Source organism: Flavobacterium sp. PLA-DH12 (assembly GCF_059511845.1).
In genome coordinates this window covers 209,120-221,215 of record NZ_JCAMPD010000010.1, presented here as the reverse complement: position 1 = coordinate 221,215, position 12,096 = coordinate 209,120, and the positions used below count along the sequence as shown (strand labels likewise).

10 protein-coding genes are annotated in these 12,096 nt (G+C 35.7%); 8 read left to right on the top strand and 2 right to left on the bottom strand.

The window, feature by feature from the left end; translation table 11 throughout:
* Nucleotides 1–606: 606 nt before the first annotated feature.
* Both AC5ZCW_RS18885 and AC5ZCW_RS18880 read right to left on the bottom strand, forming a co-directional pair.
* The gene (locus tag AC5ZCW_RS18885; protein WP_496121249.1) at nucleotides 607–2,610 is read right to left on the bottom strand and encodes a RagB/SusD family nutrient uptake outer membrane protein; all 2,004 of its coding nucleotides are present in this window, start codon (nucleotides 2,608–2,610) and stop codon (nucleotides 607–609) included.
* A 12-nt stretch (nucleotides 2,611–2,622) separates the two neighbouring features.
* The gene (locus AC5ZCW_RS18880; RefSeq protein ID WP_496121248.1) at nucleotides 2,623–6,015 is read right to left on the bottom strand and encodes a SusC/RagA family TonB-linked outer membrane protein; all 3,393 of its coding nucleotides are present in this window, start codon (nucleotides 6,013–6,015) and stop codon (nucleotides 2,623–2,625) included.
* A gap of 408 nt (nucleotides 6,016–6,423) precedes the next feature.
* On the opposite strand from AC5ZCW_RS18880, the gene AC5ZCW_RS18875 reads away from it, so the two are divergent.
* The 8 genes from AC5ZCW_RS18875 to AC5ZCW_RS18840 all read left to right on the top strand — a co-directional run bounded on the left by AC5ZCW_RS18875 (nucleotide 6,424) and on the right by AC5ZCW_RS18840 (nucleotide 12,079).
* The gene (locus tag AC5ZCW_RS18875) at nucleotides 6,424–6,876 is read left to right on the top strand and encodes a GNAT family N-acetyltransferase (RefSeq protein WP_496121247.1); all 453 of its coding nucleotides are present in this window, start codon (nucleotides 6,424–6,426) and stop codon (nucleotides 6,874–6,876) included.
* Between the two features lie 206 nt (nucleotides 6,877–7,082).
* A complete protein-coding gene (locus tag AC5ZCW_RS18870) occupies nucleotides 7,083–7,472 on the top strand; it encodes a hypothetical protein (RefSeq protein WP_496121246.1) in 390 nt (129 codons plus the stop codon).
* Between the two features lie 337 nt (nucleotides 7,473–7,809).
* A complete protein-coding gene (ureA, locus tag AC5ZCW_RS18865) occupies nucleotides 7,810–8,112 on the top strand; it encodes an urease subunit gamma (protein ID WP_111376010.1) in 303 nt (100 codons plus the stop codon).
* A gap of 18 nt (nucleotides 8,113–8,130) precedes the next feature.
* Nucleotides 8,131–8,502 (top strand): urease subunit beta, encoded by a 372-nt coding sequence (gene ureB, locus AC5ZCW_RS18860; RefSeq protein ID WP_496121245.1) that lies wholly within the window; start codon nucleotides 8,131–8,133, stop codon nucleotides 8,500–8,502.
* A complete protein-coding gene (gene ureC, locus AC5ZCW_RS18855; protein ID WP_496121243.1) occupies nucleotides 8,499–10,220 on the top strand; it encodes an urease subunit alpha in 1,722 nt (573 codons plus the stop codon). Before ureB ends, ureC begins: the two co-directional genes overlap by 4 nt.
* A 77-nt stretch (nucleotides 10,221–10,297) precedes the next feature.
* Nucleotides 10,298–10,885: a hypothetical protein gene (locus tag AC5ZCW_RS18850; RefSeq protein ID WP_496121242.1), complete on the top strand. Its 588-nt coding sequence runs from the start codon at nucleotides 10,298–10,300 to the stop codon at nucleotides 10,883–10,885.
* Nucleotides 10,885–11,388, top strand: coding sequence for an urease accessory protein UreE (ureE, locus tag AC5ZCW_RS18845; protein WP_496121240.1), 504 nt, complete (start codon nucleotides 10,885–10,887; stop codon nucleotides 11,386–11,388). The genes AC5ZCW_RS18850 and ureE overlap by 1 nt, the downstream gene beginning before the upstream one ends.
* Nucleotide 11,389: 1 nt before the next feature.
* Nucleotides 11,390–12,079, top strand: a complete 690-nt coding sequence (locus AC5ZCW_RS18840; protein ID WP_496121251.1) for an urease accessory protein UreF — start codon at nucleotides 11,390–11,392, stop codon at nucleotides 12,077–12,079.
* The last annotated feature ends 17 nt before the right edge of the window (nucleotides 12,080–12,096 follow it).

Sequence of the window (12,096 nt, the reverse complement as noted above, 5' to 3'; positions counted from 1 at the left end):
TGTGGGAGAGTATGTCGTCGCCTTTCTTTTGAAAAACCCTATCCGGATCGGATAGGGTTTTTCTGTTTATATTGGTTTTGGAAAAGATGCCGGCCGGCCGAGGGCAATAGCCGCTCATAGGCCTTATGCCGCGTTAGCGATGGAAGCGGCATCCTTTTGCGGGACACCTAAAAGCCTCTTTCACCATTATCCTTCCCCCGCAAAAGATACAGCGGACAGCGCGGCCCGCAGGGAAACGCCATAAGCATTTGAATTATAAAGGCCATAAGCGTTAAATTATAGTCAATTGCTGGCGCTTATAGTTGGCTATTGGAAAACAGTTTTTTTAATGGTATCAGAAAAGCACTATGATTTGTGTGACGAACTGAACTTATTTTTTTCGTCTCTAATTATTGTATCAAAGTTTGGCCTTAATGAATAATGGAGAGTTCATTTATAAATCTTGAAGTAAATAGTAAGGATGTATGGAATAAAAGAAAAGGGCAAAAATGTTAATCAATAACATTTTTGCCCTTTTTCATTGGGTGCTTTTAGATTTGTTTTACTATTAAAAGTTCAGAGTCATTCTCTTTGATTCTTTTCGATAGTAAATAAAAATCAAAAAGATTAAATTTTGCTTTCGTCAGCAACAGCATCTTGCCATTTATCCCAAACTTTTACTCCTGCATCATATCCGTCATAACCAAAATTTTGACTTAATTGACCTTTGATATTAGGTTCTATTGCAAGTTTGTAGGGAATTGGCCAATAATTATTTCGCTTATCCATAGAATAAAATTTTACTCCTGGTTTAATAGCAATACCTGCTGGATATTTATTGTAAAGAGTATAATGAACAATACGCTGCCACCAGTAGCTTCCACCAGTTGCATCTTTTCCTGATTGTTTATCCCAAGTGTCTTTATTGTAAGTATTTCCCCATTCATCTGCTTTTCCACTTAGAGCCAGACAGTGCGAAATACGTTTTAACTCTACATTTCTCCATTCTTCCATATAAAGTTCTCTTCCTCTTTCAGCGCAAATATCACCAATAGTTACTGTTGTGTACATTTGAGAAGCTTTAGCTCTTGTTCTCACTACATTTACATCTTGAGCAGCTCCAGAAACATTGCCTTGATAAAAACGTGCTTCGGCGCGCAATAAATACGTTTCGGCTAAGCGATAAATATACATATGAGCACTTGCACCTGCAGTAGCTCCCTGGAAATCATTTGCTGCTGGATTTGCTTCGGCTACAACATCGTGATAGAAGATTTTGTAATGAGGGAAATCATACCAATCACGAATTGAATCTTGTGCTAATAATTTACCTGTAGCATCCTTCATTCTGAAGTTTTGCCCAGCCCATGTTGCACTTCCGCCAGCCCCAGGAGCATATTTAAGGTCTTCCATATTTACCCAGTTACCAACTGTACTATTATGTCTAAGATCTACTTTGTCTTCAACACCATTAACAACCCACATTGGATGCTGTGAATAATACGAGCCACTGATGGTACCAATACCGCGTCCGATTGCTCTTTGGTAATCATATTTTACATTATAGTTTGTTTTATCATTCGATGGAAAACGAGGCGCTGCTGTTTTACCATCTGGAGTAATTAAGTTGGCATCATTCCAGTTTGGCCCAAAAATTCTCATTGAAGAAAATGCTAAAAATGATTGTGCTCCTCCATTTGGAGCTATTAAAATAGCTTCAGTGTTTGCAGCAATTACTTTATTCTCCGGTCTGTGCAAGTCCCAGATTACATTTCTTGTAATAGGCCATGCAGTAGGATTTCCTCCTGGATCAAAAAATCCTAAATTGCCTTGTACCAAAGTATAACCAGATTGATTAATCAAAATATTAGCTTGTGCTTCAGCATCAGCAAATCTTCCAGATGCCAAATAGCATTTAATTAATAACTGACGGCAAGCACCTTTGCTAATCATTCCAACATATCCAATTTTTGCCTGTTCTGGAACCCATTCCACAGCTTTTTCCATATCTGCCGTAATCATTTCGATAATAGCTTCTTTTTTAGTAGAATAATAGCTCTGTTTTGGAACTTCTAAAATTTTAGTAATCAAAGGAATGTCTCCAAATTGGTATACTAAGTTAAGATAACGGTATGCTCTATGAAAATAAGCTTGCCCGATATATTTACGTTTAACATCTTCTGTTAAAGTTGTCACTTTGTCAATATAGGTTAATACAGTATTTGCATTTTTAATACCCGTATAAGCTTCAGTCCAAAGGAACCCAAGATAAATATGTTCTCCACCTGCATCTCTTCTATAATCTCCTGTAGGAACAATAGTATTAGCATAATCAGCAATATTACTTCCTGTATCTGTTTTTCCATATTGTGCCATGTCAGAGAAAAGATACTCTGTACCAATTGGCACACTAACACCAGAATAGCCAAAGTGAATATAGTTATTGCGCAATTGTTTATCGCACAATGCTAAAGTTGCCTGTAACCCCGCTTCTGTAGAAAATGTAGTTTCTGGTTCGTAGAATGAAAGCGGATCTGCTTCGAGAAAATCTTTTGAACAAGAACTAGAAAGCGCTGCCAATAATACAAAAGGCACTAGTCTTGAAATGCTATTTTTTATATATTTTTTCATTGTTGAATAATTTTAAAGTTGGAAATTAAAACCTAAATTAAACTGTCTCGTAGCTAATCCTCCTGTTTCTGGATCTCCATAATATTTCCATTCTTTAGATGCAGCCCAAGTTGCTACGTTTTGAACTGAAGCATATATTTTTATACTTTTAATATGCACTTTGTCCATAAGATCTCTTGGAAGAGTATAGGCTAAAGAAATATTGTCTAGACGAATAAAACTACGGTCGTATAGTCTTCCTGGTGCAGCTGGAGTTCCAGCAGGTCCTTTGGCATCAAGACGTGCCCACTCATTTGTTGGGTTATCAAGTGTCCAATATGGATTTAAATATGGATTGAAGTTGAATTTATACAAACTTGAATCATTGAAAGTGTTCATGTAATTTGAATCAAGTGATTTGCCACCCATATTAGAATACATGCTGATACCCAAATCCCAATTTTTATAAATTTTAAAATCATTACGTAGCATCCATTGTACTGGAGGGTTTGAATTTCCTAAAAATTGTTTGTCTTTTTCATTATAAACTGCTTTTTTATATGGCTGTCCATCTGCATCAACCGCATCTACATCATCTGCTGTATAGCTGTTTGCTACTTTTGGATCTCCAGGACGCTGTCCGTACTTTTGAGCTTCTTTCCATTCATCTTTCTGCCAGATTCCAGTTACTCTGTAATCCCAAATTAGAGTGATTGGCTTACCTATAAACCATCCATTAGCAGAATCATCTCCCTCTTTTTTCCCGATGACATTGCCGTTAGCATCTTTAGTATCTACCATGTTACCATACAATGACACAATTTTATTCTCGTTATAAGAAATTCCAAATGTAGTACGCCACTCAAAGTTTGGCTTTTTCATGTTAAGAGTGTTAAGGCTCAACTCAACACCGCGGTTTTGTACCTCTCCAAGATTAGTAGCAATCGATGAAAAACCGGTAAAGCCTGGTAAAGATTGGTTCATAATCATATCACGAGTAGATGACCTGTACACGTCTAAAGTAGCAGTAATACGATCCTGTAAGAAGCCTATGTCAAGACCAATATTTGTTGCGGCTGTTTTTTCCCATTCAAGATGTGGATTCGCCATACGATCAAGAGATAAATACTTAATTTCTAGCGCTTTTCCTGAAGCATCTAGATATCCCATTGTTCCCGTATTTACCAAGTTTGCCAATGATATGTATGGATTCTCAAGCGCTCTGTTTCCATTCTTTCCCCAAGATATACGCAATTTACCAGTACTCATTGCATCCCAGTTAAACCATTTTTCATTTTTAAAACTCCATGAAACTCCAAAAGATGGGAAAACTGCATAAGGTTTTGCAGCACCAAATGCCGAATACCCATCACGACGTATGGTAGCTGTAAGCATATAACGGTTATCAAACGAATAGAAAAGTCTAGCCATCAAAGCATCTGCTGTTTCATGTGTGTCATTTGATCTAATAGCACTATTGGCCATTGTTGCCGTATTCACGTAGTGAAATCCTAAAGCATCTGAAGGCTGAATATTATATGCATCTGTCTCATCTGACCAATAACGTCGTTCTTCAGCTTCCTGAACAAAAGTGGCGATAAAGTGATGTTTTTCAGCAATTGTATAATCCCATGTTATGGTATTATTCAGGTTATAATCAAATCTTGTCGCATTGTTTCTGTTTACCCCATTGGTAGCTGCAGGAAAGTTTGGATTTTGTGTTGATTTGAAATAACGGTCATGAAAAAATTGATAACGAGGAGCAATATTAAATGAATATGTAATACCTAATGGTAAAGTTACCTTTGCATTAAAAATGGTATTCAAGGTTACGTATCCTGTCTCTTTATCAATAAATTGGCGCTCGTAGTAATAGTTATAATTTTGTCCAGAAACATTTTTCCCCATTGGCTGTCTCTCGTATTTGCCATTTGCATCTATAAAGGTCCCAAACGGACTGGTTCTCATCATATTATTGAATCCAGAACGAGTGTCCAGAGAAGGCGTAACATCTCCATCTGATCGATCTTGGAAATTTACGTTTAATCCAAGGTCAAGCCAATCTGTAACTTTGGCATCCACTTTCATGTTAGAACGAGCAGATTTATAGTCATTTCCAACAATCGCTCCCTCCGAAGTTAAGTAGCCAAAAGACATATAATAATTTACTCTATCGCTTGCTCCAGAAATGCTCAAATTGTTATCATGATTAATTCCTGTTCTAAAAGAACTATCTCTCCAATCGTGTGTTTTGTCTGCTAAGAAATTTGCCATCAATGAAGGATCAAAATTTAATCCTAAACGATTTCCCCATACTTCTTTGCTGCTTTTTCCATTTGTTTGAGAAGCCGGCTGATACGCTAACCATTGTGCTTCTGTAATGCCCCATTTGGCTAAATCATTTGGATTTGAAAAATACCCAGGTCTGCCATTTGCAACTGTTCCGGCTATAAAAGCCTCATATTGTCCTGTAGCAGGATTAACGCCGTAGGTTTGAGCAGTTTCCCAATCTTCGCGGTATTTTAAGTAACCTTCTGGAGAATATACGGTACGATAAGCGCTCTTGTTACTAATGGTTGTATTCGTAGTAAAATTAACCATAGGTTTACCTGTTTTACCTTTTTTGGTTGAAATAAGAATAACCCCTGCTGCCGCTCTCGATCCGTAAACAGATGATGCCGAAGCATCTTTTAGAATGTCTAGCTGTGCAATATCGTCAGGATTAATTTCTGATAATTCACCATAAAACTGCATTCCGTCAAGAATAATTAATGGAGCGTTGTGAGGACCACTTTTATCATCCTTATTCGTACTGGCTGTATATATAGAAGTCTGCCCGCGAATTTGTATTTTTCCGCCTCCTTTTGCCGAAGGATCATAAGCTACTCGCACACCTGGAGTTCCTCTTAAGATATCCTGAACGGTCTGTGGATTTTGGTTGACTAATCTATCAGGAGAAACCTGAGTAATTGCTCCAGTTAAATCCTTTTTCTTCATTTTACCGTATCCTACAACCACAACTTCTTCTAGTGAAGCTGTTGCTCTTTGCATTTTTATATTTACGGTAGTTTTTCCTTTTACGGAAACTTCAATATTCGTATAACCCATGAAAGAGAATACTAATACGGCATTTTCATTTTCTACTTTTAAAGAAAATTTCCCGTCAAAATCTGTTAAGACAGCATTTTTACTTCCTTTTTCTAAAATAGTCACACCTGGTAGCGGCATACCAGTTTCATCATTGACCTGTCCAGTAATGTTTTTTTGTTGTTGTACATTTTGCGTTTTCGCCACGCCTTTGGAACTAAGAGCATATCCATGGATTTGGGATAAAGAAAACAAGACACAGAATAGTATCAATTTTGTTTTCGAACTAAATCCAGATACACCGTTAGAACCCATTTTAATCCTGTTAAAATTTGTCATTTCGGTTGGTAATTTGGTTAATTGAATAGTTAGTTTTGGAAATTACCTATAACATGGTTTTATATGGAGGTCTTCAGTAATTTCGTGTGCAAAATTGACTAATAATGATTTTTGGAAGGAGAAATAAAATACATTTTTAGGTGTAATAATGTCCTGAAAATATATTTTAGTGGCTTTTTAAGAAGTAAAAAATATTTTATGTAAAAAAAGTATGAAAAAAATAAGAATAAATTGTTTTGATAAAAATAGCTCCTAATAATATTTTTTGATTGACAGTAAATTAATCACATAAAGAATAAAAGAAAAAGTTTTAAATGCTTAAAAGACATTGGTGTCAATTTGAAGAAATGACAATAATATTTTTTATTATTACTTTGTAATTAAATAACACTATATAATTTAACAGTAATGGAAGATAAAAGAAACATAAAATTGTTTTTAAGACAAGCAGAATTGAATGATGCTAAATTGATTGACGAATTATCTAGTCAATTAGGTTATAAATCTGCAATTGAGAAAACAGAGCATCGTCTTAGCCAAATTTTAAAGAATGATGATAATTGTGTTTTAGTAATTCTCGATAATGAAAATATTATTGGTTGGATTCATGGTTTTTACTCTCTTAGAGTTGAGTCTGATCCTTTTGTAGAAATTGGAGGACTTATAGTAGATGAAAAATATCGTAGAAACGGAATTGGCGAAATTTTGGTTAAAAAACTAATAGAATGGGCTCATTTGAAAAGAAGCCATAAAATACGAGTAAGATGCAATGCTCTTCGCAGAGAAGCCCATTTATTTTATGATAAAATTGGTTTTGTAGAAACGAAAGAGCAAAAAATATTTGATATGGAATTAGATTGATTGTAATAATTTTTCATATCTAAGTTTTGTAACGCAAGATTAAACGTCAATTTCTGCTAATTTGTAAACCCAATAAAAGAGTGTTAAATTTCTGTTATTTGTAAATTTGGAACAGAAAAGTCAAGATTTGTGCTACTCAATTGTGTTTCAACTCCACTAATTTTGCGTGTATAAGGAACAATTCTCTAATAATTGAAATCTTCTCGATGAAGTTAGCTTACATTTTATTCTTACAAATTTGCCTCTTAACTATTTCCAATAGTTATAGCAATTGTATTGTAAAGAAAATATACAATGATACAGCAACTGAATCAGTAAAAATAGTAACTCCAAATAAGATTATTGTAAATAAAGCACTTTCAGATTCTGATGAGCTAAAATTTGTTGTACTGGAGAATACTTCTGAAACGGAAAAATGCAGCAGTTCTTTGCCTGCTTCTCCGTTTAATTTAAATTTCAAGAATTTAAAGGATGACTGTTTTGTTTATATAGAAAATATAAAATTGAACAGTCAGGGATTATGGGAACGAAACATAATTCCTTTTAGAAACATGTCACGAAATATCCTATTTCACAGCCTGAAAATCCACATTTAACTTTTTCTTACTAGCTGCCTAATTAAAATTTAGCGCGTTATATTCATGGTAAAGCACAGATTTTTATCATGAGAGGAAAAACGTGCCTATATTTTAACACAAGAATGAAAAGACACTTAATCCCACAAGTAGTCATTACATTTTGCAGCAAATAAGACAGGCGCAGATCCTCCTAAAAAAAGATACCACTAGATTTGTCCAAGTAGAATCCTATTTGGAGTGGCAGTTATTGCCATGACTTTAATCCATTTTTATCCATCTAAAGAAATCATTATTGATCTAAAAAAAAGAGATCAGTTATGCGGATCTCTATATTCATAACCCAAAATATTTTATTATGCATTTAACACCAAGAGAAGTTGAGAAGCTAATGCTACATGCAGCTGGCGAATTAGCTCAAAAAAGAAAAGCCCGTGGCTTAAAATTAAATTATCCTGAAACTATTGCTCTTATCAGCAGTGAATTGATGGAACGTGCACGAGATGGAAAGACCGTAGCCGAATTAATGCAATATGGCGCGACACTGCTTCGTAAAGAAGATGTGATGGAAGGAGTCGCGGAAATGATTCATGATATACAGATTGAAGCTACATTTCCAGATGGAACCAAATTAGTAACAGTGCACAATCCTGTGCGATAACCCTAAAAAAAAACAGCAATGATTCCAGGAGAGATTATACTAAAAGACAGTCCTATTATTTGTAATGATAGCCGTGAAACGTTAAAAATAAAAGTTACAAATACTGGAGACAGACCGATCCAAGTAGGTTCACATTTTCATTTTTTTGAAGTGAACAGAATGATGTCTTTTGACAGAGAAAAAGCATTCGGAATGCGATTAAATATTATTGCCAGTACAGCAGTAAGATTTGAGCCAGGAGAAGAGAAAGAAGTTGAATTAACTCAATTTGGCGGAAACCAGCGACTTTTTGGACACAACAACTTAGTAGACGGAGACTTATCTCCACATAACAAAGCTGTTGCATTAGAACGTTTAAAAGAAGGCGAATTTAAAAATGTGAAATCATGAGTTTAGAAGTAACTAGAAAAAATTATACAAGTATTTTTGGTCCAACTGTAGGTGATCAAATACGTTTAGGAGATACAAATCTTATTATCGAAATTGAAAAAGATTTCTCTTCTTATGGAGATGAAGCAAAATTTGGAGGAGGAAAAACCGTGAGAGACGGAATGTGCCAATCTTCGACTGCTTTACGTGATGAAGGTGTTCTTGATTTTGTAATTACTGGTGCTACAGTTATTGACCACTGGGGAATTGTAAAAGGAGATATTGGTATTAAAGATGGGAAAATTGTTGGCGTTGGTAGAGCTGGAAATCCAGATACTATGGACAATATTACTCCTGGTATGATTATCGGAGCTTCAACAGAAGTTCATGGTGGACATGGTTATATCGTTACTGCCGGAGGAATTGATACGCACATTCACTTTATCAGCCCTACTCAAATCGAAACCGCTTTGTATAGTGGTATTACAACCATGATAGGCGGTGGAACTGGCCCTGCTGACGGAACAAATGCAACAACTGTAACACCTGGAAAACACAACATTAAAAGAATGTTGCAAGCTGCAGAAGCATTTCCTGTAAATGTTGGTTTCTTCGGAAAAGGAAATGTGGCGACAGAAGCTCCAATTGAAGAACAAATTGAAGCTGGAGCATTAGGAGTAAAAATCCACGAAGATTGGGGAGCAACTCCTGCTGTGATCGATGCTTCTCTAAAGGCAGCAGACAAATATGATGTGCAAGTAGCAATTCACACCGATACGCTTAACGAAGCTGGGTTTCTTGAAGATACCATGAATGCTATCGCAGGACGTGTTATTCATACATTCCATACCGAGGGAGCAGGTGGAGGACACGCACCAGATATTATTAAGGCCGCAATGTATCCAAATGTATTGCCAGCATCTACAAATCCAACAAGACCTTACACAACAAATACGATTGATGAACACTTAGATATGCTAATGGTTTGTCATCACTTAAGCCCAAAAATTCCTGAAGATGTGGCTTTTGCTGATTCACGTATTCGACCAGAAACTATTGCGGCAGAAGATGTGCTTCAAGATATGGGAGTATTCAGTATCATGAGTTCAGATTCGCAGGCTATGGGACGTGTAGGAGAGGTAATTACGCGTACTTGGCAAACGGCAGATAAAATGAAAATACAAAAAGGGTATTTGGCTGAAGATGAAGCAAACAAAAACGATAACTATCGTGCAAAAAGATATGTTTCTAAATACACAATCAACCCTGCAATTGCCCATGGAATTTCTAATTACGTTGGATCTATAGAAGCAGGTAAAATTGCTGACTTGGTAATTTGGAAACCTGCATTATTTGGAGTTAAGCCAGAAATTATCGTAAAAGGAGGTTTTATTGCCGCAAGCAAAATGGGGGATGCTAATGCTTCTATTCCAACACCACAACCTATTATTATGCGTAATATGTTTGGAGCTTATGGTAAAGCATTAACTAAAACAGTTTTCACCTTTGTTTCTCAAGCTGGTATCGATAATAATATTGCCGAAGAATATGGTTTGGAAAAGAAGTTACTAGCAGTTTCAAATTGCCGAAACATTGGCAAGGCTGATATGATTCACAATAATGCAACTCCAGAGATTATGGTAAATGCTGAAAACTATACCGTGACAATCAATGGAGAAAAAATCACTTGCGAACCAGTGGATAAACTTCCGTTAGCACAACTATACTATTTGTTTTAATCAATAAAAATTCTACTTCTTACTGTGACAATTTATTTTGTCGCAGTAAGATTAGAAACAAAAATCAAAAGAATTTTATGAAAAATTGGAAAATAAATTTGGGTTTAATTCTTCTCTTAGTATGTGCCAGTCTTACAACGGTTCATGCACAGAAGGGATCTTTAATGCTTTATGGTTCTTTAACTTATAAAGACAATAATAATACAGGAAGTAGTTTTGGTGCAAACCCAATTGGAGTAGGATATTTTTTTAATGATCACGTTGTTGCAGGGATGAATTTTGCTTTTGATCAAGAGAAAAACGCAGCAGGAAATCTTACCGACTCTAAACATGAAATTGGTCCTTTTTATAGTGATTCTTGGAATATTGGAGATCACTTTGCCATCATTGCTCAGGCTGACGCACATTATGTATGGGGAAATACACTTATGAATACTCCAGGTTCTTATAGCTATAATGGTTATCTAGGAAGAATCTATCCAATTGTTGCCGTATTTCTTGGTCATGGCTGGGCGCTAAAAGCCAAATTCTGTGAATTATCATATGAAAACACAACAGGAAATGACGCAAATAAAACCAGTAATCGAACATTTGTTGCAGGAATAAATGGCTCAACATTAGGGCTTGGCGTTTCAAAGAATATCTCTTTTAAAAGAATGAAATAATGATTATACAACAGATAATAGGTAATTTAAAAACACATTCAATAGAAGGCCTTGAGATTGATCTGCTGGAAATTGAATGGTTTGAAACTACTAAGAGAATTCAGCGCAAGCGAACAAATTCAGGGATTGAAATTGCGATTAAGTTTATTCAGGAAGGACAGCGATTGAATCAAGATGATATTCTTTATCAAGATGATAAAAAAGCAATTGTTGTAAACATTAAACCTTGCGAAGCGATTGTAATGACACCTTCGTCTTTATTAGAAATGGGGACAATTTGCTATGAAATTGGAAATAAACATCTTCCATTATTTATTCAGAATGATCAGATTATGATGCCTTTTGAGATGCCAATGTTTAGATGGTTGGAAGCGAGTGGTTATGCACCAGAAAAACAAGAGATAAAGCTCTTGCATCTGCTAAAATCAAATGTAGCGCCTCATGGTCACGGAAATTCATCTCTTTTTACAAAAATCCTAAACATGGCTTCTTCAAATGACTAATATAGAAAACACCTATTTAGGAAGTCTTCTGCATTTAGCAGATCCGACTTTGCCAATTGGAGGATACACACACTCCAACGGATTGGAGACTTATGTTCAAGATGAAGAGGTAAATTCTGTGGCTTCGGCAAAAGAGTTTGTATCAAACATGTTAATGTATAACATTAAATACAATGATGCATCTTTCTTGAAATTAGCTTATGTAGCGGCTGCAAATAATGATTTGGAAACGATCATAAAACTAGATCAAGAATGCAGCGCTTTAAAGAGTCCGCGTGAAATACGTGAGGCAAGTCAGAAGTTGGGAATTCGATTAATTAAGATTTTCAGAAGACAGAAAGCTTTTGACCTTATTGATGGTTATGAACGTGCAATAGCAAATAAAGAAGCGACTGCCCACTATTGCATCGCTTTTGGATTGTATGCTCAGTTATTGGAAATTCCGCTTGACGAAGCTTTATTCGCATTCTATTACAATGCCGCTATCGGAATGATTACCAATTCGGTAAAGCTTGTACCTCTGGGACAATTAGATGGACAAGATGTTTTATTCGAATTACAACCGCTGATTAAAAAATTAGCAAAAGAAACACTAACAATCGACAGAGAACTTGTTGGTCTTTGCAGCATTGCGTTTGATATTCGCTGCATGCAGCACGAAAGACTTTATTCAAGATTGTACATGTCGTAACAAAGAGAAAAGAATAA

Bases quoted from the DNA above. Each gene is read 5' to 3' on its own strand.
- AC5ZCW_RS18870 (WP_496121246.1), top strand. From the start codon at position 7,083: ATGAAGTTAGCTTACATTTTATTCTTACAAATTTGCCTCTTAACTATT.
- AC5ZCW_RS18880 (WP_496121248.1), bottom strand. From the start codon at position 6,015: ATGACAAATTTTAACAGGATTAAAATGGGTTCTAACGGTGTATCTGGA.
- ureA (WP_111376010.1), top strand. From the start codon at position 7,810: ATGCATTTAACACCAAGAGAAGTTGAGAAGCTAATGCTACATGCAGCT.
- ureC (WP_496121243.1), top strand. From the start codon at position 8,499: ATGAGTTTAGAAGTAACTAGAAAAAATTATACAAGTATTTTTGGTCCA.
- ureB (WP_496121245.1), top strand. From the start codon at position 8,131: ATGATTCCAGGAGAGATTATACTAAAAGACAGTCCTATTATTTGTAAT.
- AC5ZCW_RS18875 (WP_496121247.1), top strand. From the start codon at position 6,424: ATGGAAGATAAAAGAAACATAAAATTGTTTTTAAGACAAGCAGAATTG.
- AC5ZCW_RS18850 (WP_496121242.1), top strand. From the start codon at position 10,298: ATGAAAAATTGGAAAATAAATTTGGGTTTAATTCTTCTCTTAGTATGT.
- AC5ZCW_RS18885 (WP_496121249.1), bottom strand. From the start codon at position 2,610: ATGAAAAAATATATAAAAAATAGCATTTCAAGACTAGTGCCTTTTGTA.
- ureE (WP_496121240.1), top strand. From the start codon at position 10,885: ATGATTATACAACAGATAATAGGTAATTTAAAAACACATTCAATAGAA.